The sequence below is a fragment of the Corallococcus exercitus genome (genome assembly GCF_042231735.1).
In the GTDB taxonomy this organism is placed as follows: Bacteria; Myxococcota; Myxococcia; order Myxococcales; family Myxococcaceae; genus Corallococcus; species Corallococcus exercitus_B.
Genome location: NZ_CP102577.1, coordinates 3,068,710 through 3,090,733, shown reverse-complemented (window position 1 = coordinate 3,090,733; position 22,024 = coordinate 3,068,710). Strand labels below are relative to the sequence as shown.

Annotated in this window: 24 protein-coding genes and 6 tRNA genes; 23 read left to right on the top strand and 7 right to left on the bottom strand. The window is 69.4% G+C overall.

Annotation, left to right across the window (positions count from 1 at the left end):
• Nucleotides 1-13: 13 nt before the first annotated feature.
• Nucleotides 14-85, bottom strand: a tRNA-Cys gene (locus NR792_RS11800).
• A gap of 132 nt (nt 86-217) precedes the next feature.
• On the opposite strand from NR792_RS11800, the gene NR792_RS11795 reads away from it, so the two are divergent.
• From NR792_RS11795 to fdxA, 4 genes are all read left to right on the top strand, one after another.
• Entirely contained in the window at nt 218-1,369 is a 1,152-nt protein-coding gene (locus NR792_RS11795) for an acyl-CoA dehydrogenase family protein (protein WP_120525835.1), read from the top strand.
• 102 nt (nt 1,370-1,471) lie between these two features.
• Nucleotides 1,472-1,822, top strand: a complete 351-nt coding sequence (locus tag NR792_RS11790) for a rhodanese-like domain-containing protein (RefSeq protein ID WP_375760147.1) — start codon at nt 1,472-1,474, stop codon at nt 1,820-1,822.
• A gap of 69 nt (nt 1,823-1,891) precedes the next feature.
• Nucleotides 1,892-2,980, top strand: a complete 1,089-nt coding sequence (gene asd / locus NR792_RS11785; protein WP_375760146.1) for an aspartate-semialdehyde dehydrogenase — start codon at nt 1,892-1,894, stop codon at nt 2,978-2,980.
• 111 nt (nt 2,981-3,091) lie between these two features.
• Nucleotides 3,092-3,427 (top strand): ferredoxin FdxA, encoded by a 336-nt coding sequence (gene fdxA / locus NR792_RS11780; RefSeq protein WP_120530736.1) that lies wholly within the window; start codon nt 3,092-3,094, stop codon nt 3,425-3,427.
• A 109-nt stretch (nt 3,428-3,536) separates the two neighbouring features.
• Here the strand turns inward: fdxA and NR792_RS11775 are convergent, their stop codons facing one another.
• Nucleotides 3,537-4,052, bottom strand: a complete 516-nt coding sequence (locus tag NR792_RS11775) for a hypothetical protein (protein WP_375760145.1) — start codon at nt 4,050-4,052, stop codon at nt 3,537-3,539.
• Nucleotides 4,053-4,514: 462 nt separating this feature from the next.
• The gene (locus tag NR792_RS11770) at nt 4,515-5,564 is read right to left on the bottom strand and encodes a hypothetical protein (protein WP_375760144.1); all 1,050 of its coding nucleotides are present in this window, start codon (nt 5,562-5,564) and stop codon (nt 4,515-4,517) included.
• 263 nt (nt 5,565-5,827) lie between these two features.
• Between NR792_RS11770 and NR792_RS11765 the strand changes: the two genes are divergently transcribed.
• A complete protein-coding gene (locus tag NR792_RS11765) occupies nt 5,828-6,307 on the top strand; it encodes a GNAT family N-acetyltransferase (RefSeq protein ID WP_375760143.1) in 480 nt (159 codons plus the stop codon).
• 16 nt (nt 6,308-6,323) lie between these two features.
• On the opposite strand, the gene hrpB is transcribed toward NR792_RS11765, so the two are convergent.
• From hrpB to NR792_RS11745, 4 genes are all read right to left on the bottom strand, one after another.
• Nucleotides 6,324-8,888 carry an ATP-dependent helicase HrpB gene (hrpB, locus tag NR792_RS11760; RefSeq protein WP_375760142.1) on the bottom strand — a complete coding sequence of 855 codons (2,565 nt, stop codon included), beginning with the start codon at nt 8,886-8,888 and terminating at the stop codon, nt 6,324-6,326.
• Between the two features lie 45 nt (nt 8,889-8,933).
• A complete protein-coding gene (locus tag NR792_RS11755) occupies nt 8,934-10,094 on the bottom strand; it encodes a hypothetical protein (protein ID WP_375760141.1) in 1,161 nt (386 codons plus the stop codon).
• 42 nt (nt 10,095-10,136) lie between these two features.
• Nucleotides 10,137-10,832, bottom strand: a complete 696-nt coding sequence (locus tag NR792_RS11750; RefSeq protein WP_375760140.1) for an HAD family hydrolase — start codon at nt 10,830-10,832, stop codon at nt 10,137-10,139.
• Between the two features lie 87 nt (nt 10,833-10,919).
• Nucleotides 10,920-11,510 (bottom strand): HEAT repeat domain-containing protein, encoded by a 591-nt coding sequence (locus NR792_RS11745; protein WP_375760139.1) that lies wholly within the window; start codon nt 11,508-11,510, stop codon nt 10,920-10,922.
• Nucleotides 11,511-11,666: 156 nt separating this feature from the next.
• Here NR792_RS11745 and NR792_RS11740 point away from each other — a divergent pair, with 156 nt between their 5' ends.
• The 18 genes from NR792_RS11740 to rplL all read left to right on the top strand — a co-directional run bounded on the left by NR792_RS11740 (nt 11,667) and on the right by rplL (nt 21,844).
• The gene (locus NR792_RS11740) at nt 11,667-12,059 is read left to right on the top strand and encodes a DsrE family protein (protein ID WP_207057464.1); all 393 of its coding nucleotides are present in this window, start codon (nt 11,667-11,669) and stop codon (nt 12,057-12,059) included.
• A gap of 216 nt (nt 12,060-12,275) precedes the next feature.
• Nucleotides 12,276-13,601: an adventurous gliding motility lipoprotein CglB gene (gene cglB, locus NR792_RS11735; RefSeq protein ID WP_375760138.1), complete on the top strand. Its 1,326-nt coding sequence runs from the start codon at nt 12,276-12,278 to the stop codon at nt 13,599-13,601.
• Between the two features lie 79 nt (nt 13,602-13,680).
• Nucleotides 13,681-14,655 carry a RimK family alpha-L-glutamate ligase gene (locus NR792_RS11730; RefSeq protein WP_375760137.1) on the top strand — a complete coding sequence of 325 codons (975 nt, stop codon included), beginning with the start codon at nt 13,681-13,683 and terminating at the stop codon, nt 14,653-14,655.
• Between the two features lie 65 nt (nt 14,656-14,720).
• Complete coding sequence (locus NR792_RS11725; RefSeq protein ID WP_375760136.1) at nt 14,721-15,167, top strand: hypothetical protein; 447 nt, start codon at nt 14,721-14,723, stop codon at nt 15,165-15,167.
• A gap of 5 nt (nt 15,168-15,172) precedes the next feature.
• Complete coding sequence (gene rlmB / locus NR792_RS11720; RefSeq protein ID WP_375760135.1) at nt 15,173-15,973, top strand: 23S rRNA (guanosine(2251)-2'-O)-methyltransferase RlmB; 801 nt, start codon at nt 15,173-15,175, stop codon at nt 15,971-15,973.
• Nucleotides 15,974-16,099: 126 nt separating this feature from the next.
• A tRNA-Thr gene (locus NR792_RS11715) sits at nt 16,100-16,172 on the top strand.
• A gap of 82 nt (nt 16,173-16,254) precedes the next feature.
• Nucleotides 16,255-16,338: transfer RNA gene (locus NR792_RS11710), tRNA-Tyr, on the top strand.
• Nucleotides 16,339-16,347: 9 nt separating this feature from the next.
• Nucleotides 16,348-16,423 (top strand) — tRNA-Gly (locus tag NR792_RS11705).
• Between the two features lie 21 nt (nt 16,424-16,444).
• Nucleotides 16,445-16,520 (top strand) — tRNA-Thr (locus tag NR792_RS11700).
• A 16-nt stretch (nt 16,521-16,536) separates the two neighbouring features.
• On the top strand, nt 16,537-17,727 hold the full coding sequence (tuf, locus tag NR792_RS11695; RefSeq protein ID WP_143901324.1) for an elongation factor Tu: 1,191 nt from the start codon (nt 16,537-16,539) through the stop codon (nt 17,725-17,727).
• Nucleotides 17,728-17,821: 94 nt separating this feature from the next.
• On the top strand, nt 17,822-17,986 hold the full coding sequence (rpmG, locus tag NR792_RS11690) for a 50S ribosomal protein L33 (RefSeq protein ID WP_002617522.1): 165 nt from the start codon (nt 17,822-17,824) through the stop codon (nt 17,984-17,986).
• A gap of 22 nt (nt 17,987-18,008) precedes the next feature.
• Nucleotides 18,009-18,084, top strand: a tRNA-Trp gene (locus NR792_RS11685).
• An 88-nt stretch (nt 18,085-18,172) separates the two neighbouring features.
• Complete coding sequence (gene secE, locus NR792_RS11680; RefSeq protein WP_375760134.1) at nt 18,173-18,616, top strand: preprotein translocase subunit SecE; 444 nt, start codon at nt 18,173-18,175, stop codon at nt 18,614-18,616.
• The gene (nusG, locus tag NR792_RS11675) at nt 18,616-19,164 is read left to right on the top strand and encodes a transcription termination/antitermination protein NusG (protein ID WP_014397772.1); all 549 of its coding nucleotides are present in this window, start codon (nt 18,616-18,618) and stop codon (nt 19,162-19,164) included. The genes secE and nusG overlap by 1 nt, the downstream gene beginning before the upstream one ends.
• A 108-nt stretch (nt 19,165-19,272) precedes the next feature.
• Nucleotides 19,273-19,719: a 50S ribosomal protein L11 gene (gene rplK / locus NR792_RS11670; protein WP_375760133.1), complete on the top strand. Its 447-nt coding sequence runs from the start codon at nt 19,273-19,275 to the stop codon at nt 19,717-19,719.
• 28 nt (nt 19,720-19,747) lie between these two features.
• Nucleotides 19,748-20,461, top strand: a complete 714-nt coding sequence (rplA, locus tag NR792_RS11665; protein ID WP_375760132.1) for a 50S ribosomal protein L1 — start codon at nt 19,748-19,750, stop codon at nt 20,459-20,461.
• Nucleotides 20,462-20,858: 397 nt separating this feature from the next.
• On the top strand, nt 20,859-21,380 hold the full coding sequence (gene rplJ / locus NR792_RS11660; protein ID WP_120526760.1) for a 50S ribosomal protein L10: 522 nt from the start codon (nt 20,859-20,861) through the stop codon (nt 21,378-21,380).
• A 92-nt stretch (nt 21,381-21,472) separates the two neighbouring features.
• Nucleotides 21,473-21,844 (top strand): 50S ribosomal protein L7/L12, encoded by a 372-nt coding sequence (gene rplL / locus NR792_RS11655; protein ID WP_375760131.1) that lies wholly within the window; start codon nt 21,473-21,475, stop codon nt 21,842-21,844.
• Nucleotides 21,845-22,024 lie beyond the last annotated feature (180 nt).

Genomic DNA, 22,024 nt, shown 5'->3' with positions numbered 1-22,024 from the left:
GGCCTTTTCTTTGAGGCGCCACCCGGATTCGAACCGGGGAATGAAGGTTTTGCAGACCTTTGCCTTACCACTTGGCTATGGCGCCGGAAGCGATTGGGGCCGGGTTTATACGCAGGCCCTTGGGAGCCGGTCAAGGAAGCAACAACATCCAGGCCCGCTTCTCGTCCCGATACCATGCGGCGCGGGTGTCGGACACCACCGAGCGAGGGAGCACACGATGCTGCAGGGCCATGGGGTCTTCCAGGAGGAGCACGAAGCCTTCCGCCGTACCGTCCGGGCGGTGGTGGACAAGGAGCTGCGCCCCTTCGCGGCCGAGTGGGAGGCCCGCGAGGAGTTCCCCCGGGAGCTGTTCACCCGCTTTGGCGAGCTGGGGTTCCTGGGCCTGAAGTACCCGGAGGCCTACGGGGGGACGGCCGCCGGGGAGCTGTACGAGGCGGTGCTCCTGGAGGAGCTGGGCCGCTGTGGCTCCGGCGGCGTGGCCGCGGGGCTGGGAGGGCAGTTCACCATCGCCACCGGGCCCGTGCACCTGTTCGGCACGGAGGCCCAGAAGCAGCGCTGGCTGGCCCCCGCCATCCGGGGGGAGAAGGTGGGCGCCCTGGGCATCACCGAACCGGACGCCGGCTCGGACGTGGCGGGGCTGCGCACCACCGCCCGCCGCGACGGCGACCACTACGTCGTCAACGGCTCCAAGACGTACATCACCAACGGGGTGCGGGCGGACTTCGTGGTGCTGGCGGTGAAGACCGACCCGTCGCGCGGCCACAAGGGCCTGTCCATGCTGGTGGTGGAGCGGGGCACGCCCGGCTTCAGCGTGGGCCGCAAGCTCCAGAAGGTGGGCTGGCGCGCGTCCGACACGGCGGAGCTCTTCTTCGAGGACTGCCGCGTCCCGGCGGAGAACCTGCTGGGCGTGGAGAACCAGGGCTTCTCGCAGATCATGGGCAACTTCCAGTGGGAGCGCCTGTCGCTCGCGCTGGGCGCGGTGGGCGCCATGGACGACATGCTGGAGACGGCGCTCGAGCACGTGAAGCAGCGCCGCGCCTTCGGGCAGACGCTGGCCGGCTTCCAGGTGGTGCGCCACAAGCTGGCGGACCTCTACACGGCCCGCGAGTGCGCGCGCCAGCTCACCTACCACGCGCTGCGCCTGCACGTGGCCGGGGAGTACGCCGTCGCGCAGACCTCCATGGCCAAGAAGGTCGCGACGGAGACGTGCTGCCGCGTGGCCGACGAGTGCCTCCAGCTCCACGGCGGCGCCGGCTACATGATGGAGTACGACATCCAGCGTCACTGGCGCGACGCGCGGCTGGGCCCCATCGGCGGCGGCACCAGTGAGGTGATGAACGAGATCATCGCCAAGCAGCTGGGGCTCTGAGCCCCGGGGACCTCCCTGAAGCAGGCGGGCAGGCGAGCGGGAAGAGGGGAAAAACCCCTCCGGTTCATGTTCGATGGAGCCTGTCGCCTCGGGGAGGTCCCGGTGGAGCCCACCATCATTTGCGATGAGTTGTTCATGCGTCTGGGGGACGAGGACGTCCTCGTCCTGGATTGCCGTGACGCGATGGACTGGGAGCGGTTCGAGATCCACATCCCCGGCGCGCTGCGCATGACGGCGTCGGAGATTGCCCGGGACCTGGGGATGCTGCCGGACGACGAGCTCATCGTCCTGTGCGGCACCACCCAGGACTGCGCGGACATCCGCCGCGTGTGCCGCGTGTTGCGCCTGAGGGGGCGCAATGCCGTATGCCTCGCCGGCGGACTTCACGCATGGGTGACGGGGGGCTACCCCACGGAACGCCACGCGCGCGCCTCCTCCCACGCCCACCGTTGAGCGGCGGATGCAGCGCGTCGTGAAACGGTGTAAGGAGCGCCCTGTCGCCCCCACCGGAGACTCCCCACGATGGCCAAGCTTCGCGCCGTGCTCATTGGCGCCACCGGACTCGCGGGTCAGCAGTTCATCGCTGCCCTGAAGGACCACCCGTTCATCGAGCTCACCGGGCTCGCCGCCTCGCCCCGCTCCGCCGGAAAAACGTACGCGGACGCCCTGCGCGCCTCCAACGGCATGCTGGCCTGGTTCGTCCCGGAGCCGCTGCCGGAGGCCATTGCCCGCATGACCGTGGTCAGCGGCGACGCCGTCCAGGCGAAGGACTACGACATCGCCTTCTCCGCCGTGGAGGCGGACGTCGCGCGGGAGCTGGAGCCGCGCCTGGCCCGGGACATCCCGGTGTTCTCCGCCGCGAGCGCCTTCCGCTACGACGCGGACGTGCCCCTGCTCATCCCCCCCGTCAACGCCGCCCACGCCCCGCTCATCAACGAGCAGCGCCGGCAGCGCGGGTGGAAGGGCTTCATCGTCCCCATCCCCAACTGCACCACCACCGGCCTGGCCGTGACGCTGGCCCCCCTGGCCGAGCGCTTCGGCGTGAAGGCCGTGCTGATGACCAGCCTCCAGGCCATGTCCGGCGCCGGGCGCTCCCCGGGCGTCATCGGCCTGGACATCCTCGACAACGTCGTGCCCTACATCCCCAAGGAGGAGCACAAGGTCGAGGTGGAGACGAAGAAGATCCTCGGGGCGCTCAACCCCGCGGGCGCGGCGCTCACCCCGCACGACGTGCGCGTCTCCTGCACCTGCACCCGGGTCGCCGTCCTGGAGGGCCACACCGAGTCCGTCTTCGTGTCGCTCGGGAAGAAGGCCAGCGTGGCGGAGGTCACCCAGACGATGCGTGAATGGCAGGGCGCCCAGGTGGCGAAGGACCTGCCGTCCGCTCCGCCCCGGTGGATTGAAGTGCTGGACGACCCGTTCCGCCCCCAGCCCCGCATGGACCGGGACACCCACGGCGGCATGGCCACCACGGTGGGCCGCATCCGCGAGGACGGTGTCCTGGAGAACGGCTTCAAGTACGTCCTCGTCTCCCACAACACCAAGATGGGGGCCGCCAAGGGCGCCATCCTCGTCGCGGAGCTGCTGCGGGCGCAGGGCTTGCTGGGCTGACCGGGGAACGAGGCCGGGGCAGGCCCTAGATTCTGGGTGCCAACCCTGGCCGCAACCATCTACTGTGCGCGGCCACGGACGCGCGGAATACCGCACAGAGGAGAGATCTACATGGCCTACGTCGTCGCCGAGCCTTGCATCAAGTGCAAGTACACCGACTGTGTCGAGGTGTGCCCGGTCAACTGCTTCTACGAGGGGGCGAACTTCCTCGTGATCCACCCGGACGAGTGCATCGACTGCGGCGCTTGCGAGCCCGTCTGCCCGACCAAGGCGATCTTCCCCGAGACCGAGCTGCCCTCGGAGTGGTCGGAGTACAAGAAGCTCAACACGGACTTCTCCGCCAAGTGGCCCAACATCGCGGAGAAGAAGGCCGCGCTGCCCGAGGCCGAGGAGTACAAGGACAAGAAGGGCAAGCGCGCGGAGCTGAACACCGCGCCCGGGAAGTAATCGCGGGCCGCGTCCGGGCGTGCCCGTCGTGGTGAAGGCCCTCGCGCCCCCTGGCGTGAGGGCCTTCGTCGTTCGTGGCGGCGGACGGGCAGGGGGCATCGCCGGACCTTCACCCCGCCTGGAGGACGCTGAGCCGCAGGCCCCGGGCCTCCAGCGCATCGCGCAGCCGCGCCACGTCCTCGGTGGGGACGGGCCCGTGCCGGCCCTGGATGCGCAGCGCCACCTCACGAGGCCCCGTGCGCTCCACCTCCACGGTGGCCTCCAGCGGCCCGCGCAGGCTCAGGCCCAGCGCCGGCCGCTGTGACTTCACGAAGACCTCGATCTTCTCGATGAGCGCCAGGGTGGACTCGACCTGCGCGACGGGGGGACTGGCCGGTCCGGCGCCTTCCGCGGATCCGCTCGCCGCGCGAGGACCTTCGACGGCGGAGGCTCGCGACGGGCCCTCCGGGGAACGGTCATCACGCGTGGGAGCGGGGAGGGGAGGCGGCGCCGGACGGGGCTCGGCGCGGAACGAGCGCTCCACCTCGCGGGCCAGCAACTCCGACGCGCGGTGCGAAGCCTGCGTCCCGCCCTCCGTGAGCGCCTCCTGGCGCACCGTCCCCAGCCGCTGCGCCTCCACGTGCATGCCCTGCCGGGCCTGCCGGAGCGTCTCCGGACTTCCCAGCGCACTGCGCGTCGTCGAGAGGACGGCCCCCGACGCTCGGACACCGGGAAGCGCTGGTGTGGCGCGCGTCGCCAGCCCCAGCCCGGGGCCACCGGGAGGACGCAGGGGCCCGGGCTTGGGGGGGAGCCCCGGCGCCACAGGCTCGCGGCGGACACCGGGACGGGGTGGGGTGTTTGACCGTCCCGAGGTCCGCTGGAGGACCTGCTGGAACGCGTCCTTCTCCGGTGGGACCTTCTCGGGTCCGGAAGGAGCGTCCTGACCTTCGACCTTCATGGCATGCCTCGCGCGAAAGGGATGCGCGGGCATGAGCAGCGGCCGTGCCAGTCAGGCGGGGCGCGCTCCCGGGAGGAGGGCGCGAAGGAGGCGGCACGGCGAGGGTGCCGCCCCCCGGATGGGGCGTGCGGGACGCGGGACGGCGCGCTTCTAGCGCTTGCCGCCGAAGCCGCCCGGCTGCACGGGCGCGGTGCCCGTCAGGTCGTTGAACGCGAGCGGACAGGCCGCCACGGCGTTCGGATCCGCGAGCGCGGGGTTCTGCGCCCAGTCCCGGTCCTGGAACAGGTACGCGTCGCGCACCTCCAGGTCCTTGAGCTGCTTGCGGTACTCCCAGAAGCGGCCGCGCAGGAGCACGCGCGAGCCCTTCGGCAGCTGCGTCAGCGCCGTGTACTGGTCCTCCTTCAGCCGCGCCGTGATGTTCACCGCGGGCCGCACCTTGGGCTTGCCGTAGGTCAGCCCCGACAGCAGGCCGTCGTTGCCCGGATCCGGCAGGTAGTAGACGAGCCGGGCCACCAGCGCGGGCGGCTCGGGCGGAGGCCCCTTCTTGCTGCGCTTCTTGGGCTTCTCCAGCTTCGCGTCGATGAACTCCAGCCCCGCGAACGCCACCTCCTTGTCGAGGTAGTCGTCGCGGAACTTCGCGTCCGCCACGCTTGCCGCCATGGCGTTGGCCTTGAGGACCTCCACGTCGTAGCGCTCCAGGATCGCGGGTAGCGTGAAGAAGAAGCTGTCCACGGGCTTCACGCCATCCGCGATGAAGCGCAGCTTGCTCAGGTCGAGCGGCGGGTAGTACGGCGCGAGCGCCACCGCCGTCTGCATCCACTCCGGAGGCAGCCGCTTGTCGATGAGCACCCGGCGCATCATCGACACCAGGAACATGTTGGCCGGGAAGCGCGGCGTGGACAGCTGCGTGCCCAGCGCCTGGATCAACACCGGGTCCAGGTAGAAGTTCTCGTCGCGCTTGTGCAGATACGGCGCGGACTCGCCCACGATGGTGAGCAGCGCCCCCACGAGCTGGGCGCAGTTCGCGTCGCTCGTCCCCTGGACCAGGGCCTGATTGACGCGGGAGCGGAGGAACCGCTTGTCCATGTCCGCTTCGCGGAACACGGGCGGCTCTCCCGTTCCAAAAAAGAACTCCTTCTGGGCGAGCGCGGGCGTCGACAGCAGGCCCACGGACAGAGCGAAAAGGGCACGGGTACGCATCGCCCGAACCCTACCATGCCCTCCCCGGGGCGATCCTCCTCCGAGCGGCCTCGCCCACGCGCTGCGTGGAGGTCTCCGATACCGCCCGACGTGGGAGGGCAATTGCAACCAGATGACCCGATGCGGCGGGGCTTTCGCGACAGGCCCATCCGAGGCCAGGGGGCAGGGGACGGACCGGCCGCGTGGAGGCGCGCCGGACCGGAAGGTGGGTGGTTTTTTCCGCCTGTTGGCGGCGCGGCCTTTTGTGTACCTTGCCCGCAGCCATGCCGACGCCCCCCGAGACCTCCCCTGCACCCGTCACCATCGCCCACATCAAGGACGAGGCGGAGCTCATGCAGGCCCTCGCCATCCGCGAGGTGGTGTTCATCGAGGAACAGCACGTGCCCGAGGGCATCGAGCGCGACGCCGAGGACGCCCACGCCTACCACGTGCTCGCCTACCAGGGGGGCCACGCCATCGGCACGGGCCGCCTGGTGAAGCTGCCGGAGCCGCCCGCCGGGCAGAGCGGGACGTGGGGCCAGATTGGCCGCATGGCGGTGCTCCAGTCGCACCGCAAGGCCCGCGTGGGCTCGCTGCTCCTCACGACGCTGGAGGAGGAGGCGCGCCGCCGCAACGTGACGGGCATCATGCTGCACGCCCAGCTCTACGCGCTCGACTTCTACAAGAAGCACGGCTACCAGCCCGTCGGCGCCGTCTTCGACGAGGCCGGCATCGACCACCTGGAGATGCACAAGCGGCTGTAGTCCCGCCGCCGTCTTTTCAGCGCCTCGGAGGACGGGGCGCGGGCGGCTCGGCGTGGCGCGGATCCTCGGGCCACGAGTGCCGCGGGTACTTGCGGCACAGCTCCTTGCGGATCGCCGGGTAGTGCCGCTCCCAGAAGCCCGCCAGGTCGGTCGTCACCTGCACGGCGCGCATGTTGGGGGCCAGCAGGTGCAGCACCAGCGGCACGCGGCCCGCGCCCACGCTGGGCCCCTGCGCCATCCCGAAGAAGTCCTGCAGCCGTGACTCCACCCAGGGTGGCTTGTTGGGCTCGTAGTGCACCTTCACGCCGCGCCCGCCGGGCAGGGTGACGCGCTCCGGGGCGTGGTTCGCCAGCAGGCGCTGCTGCTCGGAGGTGAGGCGCGCGTAGAGCGCATCCAGCAACGACACGCCCTCCAGGTCGGAGAAGCTGCGCGCGCCCACGCACAGGGACGCCAGCGCGTCGCGCATGAAGGCCGCGTCCACGGTGGGGAAGCCCGCCTCCGGGAACGCCTTGCCGAGCAGCTCCACGCGCGTGCGCCACTGCTCCAGCGCCTCGGGCTCCGCGAAGCGCTCCGGGCCCGCGGCCAGCGCCGCCTCGGCCAGCACGCGCGCGGCCTCCTCGGACGGTGGCGCGGGCGTGCGCGTCTCCTCCAGCATGAGGTTGCCGTAGGCCAGCCGGGTGAGGCGCTCCACGCGGCGCGAGTCCGGGTTCCACTGGAGGGTGTCCACCTCCTCCAGCGCGTCCGGGTAGAGGTCCAGCAGCCACTCGGCCTCCACGGCGCTGGCGAGCCGCACGACGGCGCCGCGCCCGGGGCGCTCCTCGGCGTCCACGGCGACCATCAGCTCCGCGTCCTGGACGACGCTGAACTCGGACAGGCTGGTGGTACCGCCGCCGAACATGAGCAGCTCGGGGGAGCGGGGCCGCCGCCTGCGGGCCACGCGGTCCGGGTAGCCCGCGAGCACGCTGAGCATCAGGGCCTGCTCCACGTCCTCGGGGCGGCCGGGACGTGAGCCCTGTTCGCGCACCGTGCGGCGCAGCTGCTTCTGCACGCGCTCCACGGACTGCACCGCGCCCGAGTCCAGCGACAGGGACTGCATGCGGCCGGACGCGAAGCCGGAACGGCCGGCCTCGCGGAAGCGCTCCAGGAGCTCCAGCAGGTCGGACGGGCCGCTGACGAGCGCGGACGCACGGCCCCCTCCGCCCAGGTTGGCGCGGGCCTCGCGGCGGATGTCCCGCTCGCCCATGAGGGCCGCGAGCACGGCGGCATCCGCGCCCACGCCCCGGCGCTCGCCCTCGACGATGACGCGGGCCTGTCTCGGGTGGACGGGGAAGCGCAGGAGCCGCTGGCCCACGTCCGTCACCTGGCCCTTCGCGTCCACCGCGCCCAGCCGGCGCAGCAGCGTCTCCGCGGCCTCCAGGGCGGGAGCGGGGGGCGGCTCGAAGAACGGGAACGCGGTCAGGTCCTTCACGCCCGACGCGCGCAGGGAGAGCACCGTCTCGGCCAGGTCGGTGCGGCGGATTTCCGGGGCTTCCTGATCAGGCCGCCCGTCGAAGTCGTGCTGGGTGTAGAGGCGCACGCAGTGCCCGGCCCGGGTGCGGCCCGCGCGGCCGGCGCGCTGGACGGCGGAGGCACGGCTCACCTTGCCCAGCTTGAGCTGCGGCAGTCCGGACCACGGCGAGTGGGACGCCACGCGGGCCAGCCCGCTGTCGATGACGACCGCGACGCCGTCGATGGTGACGGACGTCTCCGCCACGTTGGTGGACAGGATGATCTTCCGGCGCGAGCTGCGGCGCACGGCGCGGTCCTGCTCGGCGGGAGAGAGGTCGCCGTGGAGCGGGAGCACGTCCGCGTCGTGGCGCTCGGCGAACTCCGCGCAGGTGTCGCGCGCGCGGCGGATCTCCCCGGCACCGGGAAGGAACACGAGCACGTCGCCGTCGACGCCCTGGGTGAACAGGCGCTTGAGCGCGGAGAGCACCTGCTGATCCAGGTGCCGCTCATCCGGGGTGGACAGGTACTCGACGCTGACGTCGAAGCGGCGGCCCTCGGAGCGCAGGGAGGGGGCGCCGCCCAGGTACGCGCGGACGGGCTCGGCCTCCAGCGTCGCGGACATCACCACGAGCTTGAGGTCGGGGCGGGCCGTCTCCTGCAGCCGCCGCAGGAGCGCGAGCGAGATGTCCGCGGACAGGTGCCGCTCATGGAACTCGTCGAGCACGACGATGCCCACGTCGCGCAGGGTGGGGTCGGTGAGCAGGCGGCGTCCGAGCACGCCCTCGGTGACGAAGGACATGCGCGTCTTGGGACCGCGGACGTCCTCGAAGCGGACCTGGTAGCCGACGGTCTCGCCCACGCGCTCGCCAATCTCCTCGGACACGCGCTGCGCGGCGAGCCGGGTGGGCAGCCGCCGGGGCTGGAGGACGACGATCTCCTTGCCCGCGCCCAGCCCCGCCTCCAGCAGCGCGCGGGGAACGCGGGTCGTCTTGCCCGCGCCAGGGGGCGCCTCCAGCACGAGCGACCGCGAGCTCCGGAGCGTGGAGACGATGTCGGGCAGGAGGGGATCGATGGGAAGGGCGACGTCCGCCATGTCCGGGTTCCTCTTCACGGCGGGGGACTCACCGCGCGTCGGGTCTCAAGGCGTGCCAGCCTCGGACGGGTCGGTCTTCTTGCGACGCTTGGGACGCACGGCCTCCGGAGCACCGGAAGCCGAAGCGTCCGGTGCCGCGTCCACCTGCGCGGGCTCGGCAGCCGGGGCCGCGTTCTTCGGAGGCCGGCCCCGCCGGGGACGCGCCGCGACAGGGGGCTCCGAGGCGACAGGTTCCGGAGCAGCGAGGACCTCCTCGGAGCCGCGCTCCGAAGCCTCGACGCCACCAGCCTCCTGGTCGGCATCATCCCGGCCCTTGCGAGCCGGAGAGGGCTCCACGCCAGCGGCCTCCTCCAGGGACTCCGGGCCCGCCACGTCGTCGGGAGCCGCCTCCATCGAGTCGTCCCCGGAAGGCTCCGCAGCCTCGGCACCGTCGAACGAGTCCTCCTGGCCGGAGTCGCCCTCCTCACCGAAGAGGTCCGAAGCGCCTTCCTCGGCGGAGAGCGCGAGCGACTTGCCCGCGCGCTTCCGGGGCTTGAGGGTGAGGCCCGCGGCCTCGAAGACCCCGGGCACGGGAACCAGCGCGGCCTCCGCGAGCAGGCGCCCCTGCCGCAGCGCCACGTCCAGGCGTCGTCCCAGCGCCACCAGCGCCTCGCGCAGGGCGGCCTCCTGATCCGGGGGCAGCGGGGTGGGGGACAGGCTCGCGGTCCACGCGGCGAACGTCGCGGCGACCTGATCCACGACGGGGCGGACCATGGCGAAGTCATCGCGGGAGAAGATGCGGGTGACGTAGGCGCTCTTGAGCCGCCGCTCGTACGACGTGGCGTACTCGTTGACCAGCTCCACGGGCGCCCGGCGCAGCTGCGGGAACTTGAGGTGCGGGAAGAGGGCCTCGATGACGGGCGCGCGGCTGCTGGCGGTGAAGGTGATGCCGGCGTGCAGCTTCTCCAGCGCATCGACCCAGCGGCCCTGCTGATCGAACGAGAACTCCTCGCGGGCCTCGTCGAGCTCGGGCAGGTCCTTCACCTGTTCCAGCAGGCCGCCCGCGGGCTCCCGGGCCTCGCGCAGGCGCTCCAGCGCGGAGGCCAGCCACTGCTTCTCGGCCTCCAGCCCCGGCCTGCCGACGACCATCTCCTCCGCCGTGGCGAGTCGGGCCTCGAAGGCTTCGGCGAAGCGGATCAGCTCATAGGATTCGAGCGTGGACGACATGCGTGGACGACTCCTCGGAGGGGCGGCGGAGATACCACACCTTCACCGTCCGACGAGCAGGGCCTCCATGGCGCCAGGGGCGGAGAAGTCCGCGAAGGCCCACTCGGCGCCGGCGTCGAGCAGCGCCTGGGGCGTGAAGTTGCCCGTGCCCACGCCAATCGTCTCCGCGCCAATGCCCTTGGCGGCCGCGACGTCCTTGGGCGTGTCCCCGATGATCACCACCCGGCACGCCTCCAGGGGCGCTCCCAGCCGCGCCGCCCCGGCCTGCGCGCCGTGCCGGATGAGGGCCACGCGGTCCTCGAAGTCGCAGCCGAAGCCGCCGAAGGCGAACTGGTCGTGGATGTTCACGCGGTCCAGCTTCACCTTGGCGCCCGCGCGCACGTTGCCGGTGCCCAGGCCCACCGCGAAGCCCGTCCGCGAGCGCGCCTCCAGCACGGCTTCCCGCATGCCCGGGTGCAGCCGGTACTCGCGCGCATCGACCTTGGGGACTTCCAGGCCCAGGTGGGCGACGTACGCGTCGATGACCGCGCTGATGGCGTCCTCGGTGTCGGGCTGGCCGATGATGCCCAGGGCCTTTCGGACGATCGCCCGGTCCGTCATGCCGGACATGCTGAAGCCGTCGCACGCGTCACGCCGCCGGTGGAGCTGCTCGAAGGCCAGTCCCATGGCGCGGCGACCGGCGCCGCCGGTGGTGACGAGGGTGCCATCGATGTCGAAGAGAAGGACGGTGGGGCGCATGGCCTCCCATCTAACGGAAGGCCCCGCCCGACGCGAGCCCCGAGCAGTCCACCAGGGCGGCTGCCCCCGCCATGCCCGGCACCCGGCTCAGGGCTCCGCCAGCGTGAGCCCCTGCTGGAGCGCTTCACGCACCTGGGGGACATCCTCCAGGGGAAGCCGCTCTTCCAGCACCTCGCGCACCTGCTGACCGCCCAGCCGGCCAAGCGCCTGGGCCACGGCCTCGCGGATCCGCAGGTCGCGGTCCTCCAGCCGGGCCTGCAGCGCCTTCACGGCCTCGAACCCCAGGCGCTGGCCCAGCGCGGCGGCGGCCTGCGAGCGGACATCCGAACGGCGGTGCGGGTCCTCCAGCATCGCCTGGAGCGTCGGTCCCGCCTGCGGGGACTCCACGCGCGCCAGCGCCGTCACGGCCCGCATCCGCTGCGCGTCCGGGACGCTCATGTCCTCCGCCAGCGCCGCGAGCACGGGCACGACCTCCGGCCCCAGCCTGCGCCACGCCGCCTCCGGCGCCACGGTCGGTTGCGCGAGCAACCCCAGCGCCTCCGTGCGCAGCGGCCCGGGAGCGACGGCGCTCGGGGCCGTGGGAGCGGAAGCCTGGACCGCCGCGGTGGCCGCGTGGACCGGAGCCGCTTCGGACACGGGCCCCGCGCCCGCGAGCACGGCGAGACCGGCCAGGACCATCCACCGTGGCGTGGCGTGACGGGACGGGACCGGCGAGGGACGAACACCGCGGGGGCGGGACGGCTGGCTCGGCATGCGGGGCTCCCGGTGGGGAAGGGGAGCCCTGTTATACGACGGCTGCCGGTCCGGACTCGATAACGCTAAGGTCGGACCACCATGGCCGGACGCGTCTTCTTCTTCCTCCAACACGCCACGTATGAGCCCGCCTATCAGGCGGCCTCCATGGGCATCACCGCCGCCGCGATGGGGGACGACGTCTACTTCGTCTTCGCCTTCGAGGCCCTGCGCCAGCTGGTCCGGGGCGGCTTCGGCCTGGCGCACAGCGAGCGCGAGCGCACCGAGGCGGCCCGGGCCGAAGGGCTCAACGTCCCCACTCCGGCCCGCATGCTGGAGGAGGCCCGCGCCCTGGGCGCGAAGCTCGTGGCCTGCGACACCACGGTCCGCATCTGTGGCTTCTCGCCCCAGGAACTTCACGGCACGCTGGACGACGTCATGGGCCTGGCCTCCATCTGGCGGCTGACCGACGGCGCCCGCGTCCTCACGCTGTGAGCGGGCTGCCGGGCCGGTCCCCACCCTCCAGCAGGAGGGGGATGTCCGACAGGGCAAACGAACCCACCCCCAGGGATCGCCTGACGTTGCAACTTGGCAGCATTACCTGAATGGAACCTGCCTGCCGCGAGTCGCTGTAGCCTCGGTGGGCGTCCACGCGTTACGCTGCGGCATTCGCAGTCCGTTGTTCCCCCCTGGAAGGAAATCCTCAAGCCTATGCGCGCCAAGTCGACCCCCCTGAGCGCACTGCTGGCCGGCATCCTCGGTGTTGCCGTGATGGCCGGCTGTCAGACCTATGACTTCGAGCCGGTGGATCCGCTCGCGATCGCCCAGACGACCGTGGAGTCGGTGATCACCGCTCGCAAGAGCAAGCCGGACGTCATGCTGTTGGTGGACACCTCCGGCTCGATGACGGAGCCGGTGAACAAGGACCTGATCGTCAACGGTCAGCGTGCGTGCGACACCAAGGACGAACTGGGCCGTACCTTGACCTGCGCGGAGCAGTATCCCTGCGACACGTCGAAGTGCCCCACGCGCTGGTCGGAGCTCCAGGGCGCCATGGGCCCCTTCCTCTCGGAGAGCGGCAAGCTGGTCCGCTTCGGCCTGACGACCTATCCGGCGCCCATCACCACGGAGTCGCCGACCGTGGCCCAGTCGTGTGCGGCCGCCACGACGGGTGAGAGCGTCCGCGCGGTCATCCCGATCGACCTGGATACGGACGACGCCCTCCAGGAGTACGCGCTCCAGGTCAATGCGAAGCTGCAGGCCATCCCCAATGGAGGAGCGAACCGGCCCAGGGGCGGTACGCCGACAAGCGGAAGCCTGAAGTTCGCGGGCACGCTCCTGACGCCCAACTCCCAGGACCGCGATCAGATCGTCATCCTGCTCACCGACGGTCTGCCCAACTGCAACGAGTTCAACGAGTACAACGGCGGCATGCCGGAGTGCCGCTGCACGCTCGCGTCGGCGACGCAGTGCACGTCGACGCCGGGGGGCGCTTATTACAAGCGGGGTTGCCTCGACAAGAACGCCTCCGTGCAGGAGGTGGTGGCGCTCAAGAACAACGGCATCAAGACCATCGTCATCGGCTTCGGCGCGGAGACGTCCTCGGGTGACGGCCCCGCGGTGCTCAACGAGATGGCGCTCGCGGGGGGCTTCGCGCGGGACTGCAAGGTGGATCTGGACTGCGGCGCGGGCGACACCTGCAACCAGAGCACCGGCTTCTGCAACCGCGCCTTCTACCAGGCGGCCAACCGGGAGGAGCTGGCGTCCGCGCTGAAGGCCATCAGCGAGGAGCTCGCGGCCATTGACCCCTGCTTCATCAAGCTCGACCCCAGCCAGCTGCCCTCCTCGAATGGCGAGGACCTGAACGACAAGCTCATCGTCGTCTACATCGATGGCGAGCGTACGCTCGCGGGCCCCGACACCTGGTCGCTGGGCGCGGCCGGCGTGACGTTCACGGGCAGCGCCTGCGCGAAGCTGGAGTCGTCGCGTCCGGAAGACCCCGTCAGCGTCGAAGTGCGCGCCATCCGCCGGCTCTAAGCCGGCAGGCAGGCGGAGGCGGCTTTACGCGGGCGGAGGCGGGGATTATAGGGTCCTCGCCGCGCCGGTCGCCTCCGCCATGAAAATCACCGTCCTCTCGCGTTCCGCTTCCATCTCGTCCACGCGGCGGATCGTCGAGGCAGGACGCGCGAGAGGGCACCGGGTCCGCGTGCTCAACCCGCTCCGGGTGCAGATGCATCTGGACGGGGGCAGCCAGGCGACCCTGCTCTACGACCGCAAGAAGCTCACGCCCACCGACGTCGTCATCCCGCGCATCGCCCAGTCCATCAGCACGTACGGGCTCGCGGTGGTGAACCAGTTCGGTCTGGCGCGCGTGCCCCTGGTGAACCACGCCCAGGCCATCGCGCAGTCGCGCAACAAGATGCGCGCGCTCCAGCTGCTGTCCGCCCACGGCATCGACATCCCCGCCACGGTGATGGCCCGGGACGCGGCCCACCTCAAGGAGATGGTCGGGCTCGTGGGCGGGGTGCCCGTGCTGGTGAAGCTCCTCCAGGGCCAGGAGAAGCACGGCGTGATGGTCTGCGAGAGCCTCCAGTCGCTGGAGGCCGCGCTCGAGGCCGTGCTCGGCCTGGGGCACAACCTCGTCATGCAGGAGTACGTGCGGAGCACCGGCCAGGACGTGCGCGTCCTCGTGGTGGGCGGACAGGCCATCGCCGGGGTGCTGCGCAAGCCGCGTCCCGGTCGTCTCTCCCACACGCTGAACCGGGGCGCCCGTCTGGAGACCCTGACGCTGTCCCCCAGCCACCGCGCCACGGCGGAGAAGGTCGCCCGGCTCGTGGGCCTGGAGGTGGCCGCGGTGGACATCCTGGACGTCCAGGGGCACCCCAAGGTCTTCGAGGTGAACAGCTCGCCCGCCCTCCTGGAGATGGAGGCCGCGACGGGCATGGACCTGGCCACGCCCATCATCGAGCGCGCGGAGGCCCTCGTCGCCGGCGCCGTCCCCGTCTGGAGCGCTGCCCTGGAGACACCCCAGGCCCTGCCGCCACCGCCGGAGCGCAAGGGGGCCGTGAAGGTGAACGTGCCGCGGAGTTAGAAGAGAAAGCGCTCCCCGCGCGTCCGAAGCCCCGGTATACGAACGCCGCCTTCCTGGAGACCCCCATGCCCAGCCCCCGCCGCCTCCCGACCCTGGCCCCCCTGCTGCTGACGCTCGTCGGCGCGCCGGTGTTGGCCCAGGACGTGGACCCCGCCACCCTCTATGAAGTCACCACCGAGGGGACGTCGACGCAGGTGAAGGCCGGAGGGCAGGGCACGTTCGTGCTCGCCATCAAGTCGAAGCCCGGCGCCCACGTCTCCGACGAGGCCCCGCTGAAGCTGGAGCTGAAGGGCACGCAGCTGACGCCCGCCCAGAAGACGCTGACCCGTGAACAGTCGGTGGCGAAGAAGGCGGACGGCCAGCAGTTCGTGGATCCGCGCTTCGAGGTCCCCTTCACCGTGGTGTCCGCCGGCAAGGGCACGCTGGACGCGACGCTGACCTTCTTCATCTGCACGGAGAAGATCTGCGCCCGTCAGAAGAAGACCTTCTCGCTGCCCGTGGAGGTCCAGTAGTCCCCATGCGAGAGCGCTCCCCGAAGCCTTCCGGCGGCGACCGCGGCGGCCACGAAGCCCCGCGCTACGTCCATGGCGTCAACCCCGTGCTGGAGGCCCTGAGGGCCCACCCGGACGCGGTGGAGCGCCTCTTCATCGTCGACGGGCAGGTAGGCGCCAAGGCCGCGGGCGAGCTGCTCAGCCGCGCGCGCGACGCGGGCGTCCGGGTGGAGAAGGTCGGCCGGGAGCGGCTGACGTCCATGGCCGAGGGCGGCGTGCACCAGGGCGTCGTCGCCGAGCTACGCGGCTTCCAGTACGTCGACCTGGAGGACGTGCTGGAGGCGGCGAAGGCCAAGAAGCAGCCCGCGCTCGTCGTCGTGCTCGACGGCATCCAGGATCCGCACAACCTGGGCGCCATCATCCGCTCGGCCCACGCACTCGGAGCCCACGGCGTCGTCCTGGCCAAGGACCGGGCCGTTCAGGTGACGGGCACGGTGGCCAAGGCCTCCGCGGGCGCCGTCGAGTACTGCCCCATCGCGCGCGTCACCAACATCTCCCGCGCCCTGGAGGAGCTGAAGGAAGCGGGCCTCTGGGTCGCGGCCGCGGACATCGAGGGTGCAGAGCCCCTGTGGAGCGCCCGGCTGGACGGACCCCTGGCGCTGGTGGTGGGGGCCGAGGGGGCGGGCGTGAGGGAAGGCGTCCTCAAGCACTGCGACTTCCGCCTCCGGATTCCCATGGGCGGTCAGGTTGGTTCACTGAATGCCTCGGTTTCCGCCGCGATTCTGCTATACGAGGTCGCCCGTCAGCGGGGCCGTCCTTCCCGCTGATGACCCCGGATCAATCTCCTTGACTTGGAGAGTGGGGGCTTCTAAAAGGTCGCGCCTCTCAAGTCGCTGCCGAGGGGTTGACGGTCCGCTCGGGATGAGGTAGGGCGAGGCAGTTGCTGGATGGATGCCGGTGTAGCTCAGTCGGTAGAGCAACTGATTTGTAATCAGTAGGTCGCGGGTTCAAATCCCGCCGCCGGCCAGGTAGGACGGGCCGCGGAAAAGGGCCCGAGACGCAGCGAGATGGTGTAGGGAGCAGCACGCAGCACCACAAGCGAATATCTGGAGAGATGCCCGAGCGGCCAAAGGGAGCAGACTGTAAATCTGCCGGCTCTACGCCTACGGTGGTTCGAATCCACCTCTCTCCACTCGGCAATGCGGGAATAGCTCAGTTGGTAGAGCGTCAGCCTTCCAAGCTGAATGTCGTGGGTTCGAATCCCATTTCCCGCTCCAACCGTTGTAGTGAATCGCCAAGCCCTGATAGCTCAGTTGGCAGAGCGCATCCTTGGTAAGGATGAGGTCACCAGTTCAATCCTGGTTCAGGGCTCCATTTTTCGAGGAGTGTCATGTCCAAGGAAAAGTTCGATCGCAGCCTGCCCCACGTGAACATCGGAACGATTGGGCACGTGGACCACGGCAAGACGTCGCTGACGGCCGCCATCACCAAGGTGCTGGCGAAGACCGGTGGCGCCACGTTCCTGGCGTACGACCAGATTGACAAGGCGCCGGAAGAGCGCGAGCGCGGCATCACCATCTCCACGGCGCACGTCGAGTACAAGACGAAGAACCGCCACTACGCGCACGTCGACTGCCCGGGGCACGCCGACTACGTGAAGAACATGATCACGGGCGCGGCGCAGATGGACGGCGCCATCCTGGTGGTGTCGGCGGCGGACGGCCCGATGCCCCAGACGCGTGAGCACATCCTGCTGGCGCGCCAGGTCGGTGTTCCCTACATCGTGGTCTTCCTGAACAAGGTGGACCTGCTGGACGACCCTGAGCTGCGCGAGCTCGTGGAGATGGAGGTGCGTGACCTCCTGAAGAAGTACGAGTTCCCCGGCGACACCATCCCCATCGTCCCCGGCTCCGCGGTGAAGGCGCTGGAGGGTGACACCTCCGACATCGGCGAGCCGGCCATCCTGAAGCTGATGGAGGCGGTGGACAGCTACATCCCGACGCCGCAGCGCGCGACGGACAAGCCCTTCCTGATGCCGGTGGAAGACGTCTTCTCCATCGCCGGCCGTGGCACGGTGGCCACCGGCCGCGTGGAGCGCGGTGTCATCAAGGTGGGCGAGGAAGTGGAAGTCGTCGGTCTGCGCGCGACGCAGAAGACGGTGGTGACGGGCGTGGAGATGTTCCGCAAGCTGCTGGACGAGGGCCGCGCGGGCGACAACATCGGCGCGCTGGTCCGTGGCCTCAAGCGCGAGGACATGGAGCGCGGCCAGGTGCTGGCGAAGCCGGGCAGCATCACGCCGCACACGAAGTTCAAGGCGCAGATTTACGTGCTGTCGAAGGAAGAGGGCGGCCGCCACACCCCGTTCTTCAAGGGGTACCGTCCGCAGTTCTACTTCCGCACCACGGACGTGACGGGCACGGTGAAGCTGCCGGACAACGTCGAGATGGTCATGCCGGGCGACAACATCGCCATCGAGGTGGAGCTCATCACCCCGGTCGCGATGGAGAAGGAGCTCCGGTTCGCCGTCCGCGAGGGTGGCCGTACGGTGGGCGCCGGCGTCGTTGCGGAGATCATCGCCTAGTCGGCTTCCCGCCGACCGGCTTTCACGGGCACTGAGTTGCGGAGGGGAGGGCTGCTTTTGTAGCCTTCCCTTCTCGCATCTGGTGAAATGAACCATGCCTAAGGGTAACCGTTCCATCATCTCGCTCGAGTGCACCACGTGCAAAGAGCGGAACTACACGACCACGAAGAACAAGCGGAAGAGCCAGGACAAGCTCGAGCTGAGCAAGTTCTGTCCTCGGTGCCGCAAGCACACGGACCACAAGGAAGGCAAGGTCTAGGTCGTCCGTTCCATGAAGGTTTAGGCCAGTAGCTCCAACGGTAGAGCAGCGGTCTCCAAATCCGCGTGTTGGGGGTTCGAATCCCTCCTGGCCTGCCAGCTTCAGTACAGGGACCCCCGGTACCGAGCGGTGCCGGGGGTCCCTGCCTTTTCGCAGTCCCGCTTCCGCAGTCCCTCGTGAGGCACCATGGCGACGGCATCTGAGGCCAGCCAGCAGGCTAACCGCTCGGGCATCGACCCCAAGCGGCTCGTGGTCATCTTCTATCTCGTCACCGGCATCGTCCTGGCCCTCTTCCTGGAGCACGTCTTCGGGTTGCTCTGGAGCCGGTTCGGCTGGAACGACGTGGAGCTCTTCGAAGGGCTCGGCTGGCGCGTGTCGACGCTGGTGGGCTACGCGGCGGCCCTGGCCCTGGTGCTGGCAGCCTACTTCCACCCCCGTACGCACACCCTCTCCATCGACGTGGCGTCCGAGCTGATGAAGGTCACCTGGCCTACCTGGTCGGAGACCCGTGCGTCGACCATGGCCGTGGTCGTCGCCTCGCTGGTGGCGGCCGTTCTGCTCTTCTGCATCGACACCGTCGCCTACAACTTGATGGTGGAGTGGCTGCCTGCCCTGTGGGGGAAGCTGTAATGGCGAAGAAATGGTTCACGGTCCAGACCTACTCGAACTACGAGAACCAGGCGAAGAAGAACCTGGAAGAGCAGGTGCGCCTCAAGGGCCTGCAGGACCAGGATCTGATTGGTGAGATCCTCATCCCCATGGAGCAGGTCGTGGAGATGGTGAACGGCGAGAAGAAGACCACCCGCCGCAAGCTGTTTCCGGGCTACATCTTCGTCCAGATGGAGCTCAGCGACACCACCGTCCACCTGGTGAAGAACACCTCCAAGGTGACGGGGTTCCCGGGCGTCGGCCAGAACGAGCAGCCCCGGCCCATGTCGGACCGCGAGGTCGAGCGTCTCACCGCGCAGGTCACCGAGGGCGCCCACAAGGCCAAGCCCAAGGTCCAGTTCGAGACCAGCGACACGGTGCGCGTCATCGACGGCCCGTTCGCGAACTTCAATGGCACCGTGGAAGAGGTCAACCCGGAGAAGGGCCGCGTGCGCGTGCTCGTCAGCATCTTCGGCCGTGCGACCCCCGTGGAGCTCGACTTCATGCAGGTGGAGAAGACCACCGGCTAGTTTCCCCAGTCTTCCGCGTCCGTCACCCGGGCGCGGATCAACGGGTGGGAGGGTCGCCCCGTCTGGCGGCCCGTCGGAACCACCCTCTCGAAAGGCAGCAGTCCGCCGATGAAGAAGGTCACAGGTCAGGTCAAGTTGCAGATCCCCGCCGGCAAGGCGAACCCCGCCCCGCCGATTGGTCCCGCGCTCGGTCAGCAGGGCGTGAACATCATGGAGTTCTGCAAGCAGTTCAACGCCAAGACGCAGGCGGAGGCCAAGGAGGGTCTGATCATCCCGGTGATCATCACCGTGTATCAGGACCGCTCCTTCACCTTCATCCTGAAGACCCCTCCCGCCGCGATCCTCATCAAGAAGGCCGCGGGTCTCCACACGGAGAAGAAGAAGGGTTCGGGCGCGAAGAAGCCGGGCAAGGAGAAGGTGGGGCAGATCACCCGCCAGCAGGTGGAAGAGATCGCCAAGAAGAAGATCCAGGACACCACCGCCTCGTCCATCGAAGCCTGCATGAACACCATTGCCGGCACCGCGCGCTCCATGGGCATCGACGTCGTCGGTTAGCCCGCCCCATCTCTCAAGGATTCCTGCCATGGCTACCAATGGAAAGAAGTTCCGCGCGTCCAACGAGCTGGTGGACCGCAACAAGCGCTACGCCGTCGCCGAGGGCTTCGCGCTGCTGAAGAAGACGGTCGAGACCCGCGCGACGAAGTACGACCAGACGGTCGACGTCGCCATCAACCTGGGCGTGGACCCGAAGCACGCGGACCAGATGGTCCGTGGCGCCGTGGTGCTCCCGCACGGCACCGGCGCCACCGTGCGCGTGGCCGTGTTCGCCAAGGGTGAGCGCGCCACCGAGGCCGCCAATGCCGGCGCCGACATCGTGGGCGCCGAGGACCTCCAGAAGCGCATCGAGGAGGGCTTCCTCGACTTCGACACCGTCATCGCGACGCCGGACATGATGGGCATCGTCGGCCGCCTCGGTAAGGTGCTCGGTCCCCGTGGCCTCATGCCGAACCCGAAGGTCGGCACGGTGACCATGGACGTCGCCAAGGCCATCCGCGACTCCAAGGGCGGTAAGGTGGACTTCCGCGCGGAGAAGGCGGGCATCGTCCACGCGAAGATGGGCAAGGCCTCCTTCGCCGCGGACAAGCTCGAGGCGAACTTCAACGCGCTGGTGGACCTGGTGATGAAGCTCAAGCCGGCCACCGCCAAGGGCGTGTACCTGAAGGGCATCGCCATCTCGACGACCATGGGGCCGGGCATCAAGCTCGACACCACGGAAATCCTGGCGCGTCACCGCTAGTCGCGGGTGTCAGGACGGGCAGGGAAGGGTGCGCTTCCTGACGGGGAGCGTCAGTCCCATCGCCCGGAGAATGTCAGCTCGATAGAAAGTGCTGGATCTTTGCGAAAGCCGGGGGTATAGGCCCCCGGCTTTTGCAATTGGAGCGCCATGTCGAGAGACGCGGCGTTTCGACCTGGTTCATGACAGCAGGGACCTGGAAGGGAGAAGACGCGTCCGTTGGGAACCGGGCAACCGGTCGGGCCGTCCATCCACTCCTGGTTCAAACGACCGCAAGGTCAGCCCTGCCGAGACTGGAGGTGCGGTGTGGTGCCTCTCGGAGGCCCCCCTCTCGCTCTGCCACTTTGGCCCAGGCATCACGCCCGACCGTCAGGTCGGGCCATGAAGGAGGTGAGTCAAGGTGCTGAAGAGCGAGAAGGAAGAGATGATCAAGGAGCTCCACGAGAAGTTCGCCCGGACGAAGACGGCGGTTGTCGCCGAGTTCTCCAAGGTGGACGTGGAGACCGTCACCAAGCTGCGTCGCAAGTTCCGCGAGGGCAAGGTCGAGTACAAGGTCATCAAGAACACGCTGGCGCGCCGTGCCGCTGAGGGCACGTCCGTCTCCGTGATTTCGGATGACTTCACCGGTCCCGTGGCCCTGTGCATCAGCTACGACGACGTGGTGGCTCCTGCGAAGATCCTGATGGATTTCATCAAGGACATGGAGACCATCAAGGTCCGTAGCGCCGTGGTGGACGGCAAGAAGATTGACGTCAACGGCGTGAAGGCGCTGGCGAAGATGCCGGGCCTCAACGAGCTGCGCGGGCAGTTGCTCGGCATGCTCAACCAGCCGGCAGGCAAGCTGGTTCGGACCATCGCGGCCCCCGGGTCGCAGCTCGCGCGGGTGCTGCAGGCCAACGCGGACAAGTCGCAGGGGCAGTAATCATCCCGAGAAGTTTTTCTACCGCAACCTCTTCGGCGTGGCAGCCCAGACGGGTCGCCCGCCGTTAGTCAACCGCAGAAGGACACAGTTCAATGGCTGACCTGAATTCGATTGTCGACCAGCTCTCCTCGCTCACCGTCATGGAAGCGGCCGAGCTCGTGAAGCAGCTTGAGGCGAAGTGGGGCGTTTCCGCCGCCGCCGTGGCCGTTGCCGCCGCTGGCCCCGCCGCCGCCGCTGCTCCTGTCGAGGAGAAGACGGAGTTCAACGTGGTGCTGGCGAACGCCGGCGCCAACAAGATCAACGTCATCAAGGAGATCCGCGCCATCACCGGCCTGGGCCTGAAGGAGGCCAAGGACCTGGTCGAGGGCGCGCCCAAGACGGTCAAGGAAGGCGTCAACAAGGACGACGCCAAGAAGATCAAGGACCAGCTCACCGCGGCTGGCGCCACCGTCGAGATCAAGTAGTTCTGTACAGGGGCTGCCCTGTTCTTCCGGGAAATCCCGGGCAGCCTGCTGATCGGATGAGCAGGCCGGCGCTCCCTTTGCTGGGGCGCCGGCTTTGCCCATTTGACATTTGCCAAATTTCCCGGCGCCGCCGCGCGTTACTGAAGTTTGCCCCGCCCGAGCAGCCGTCCCCGGAGACCG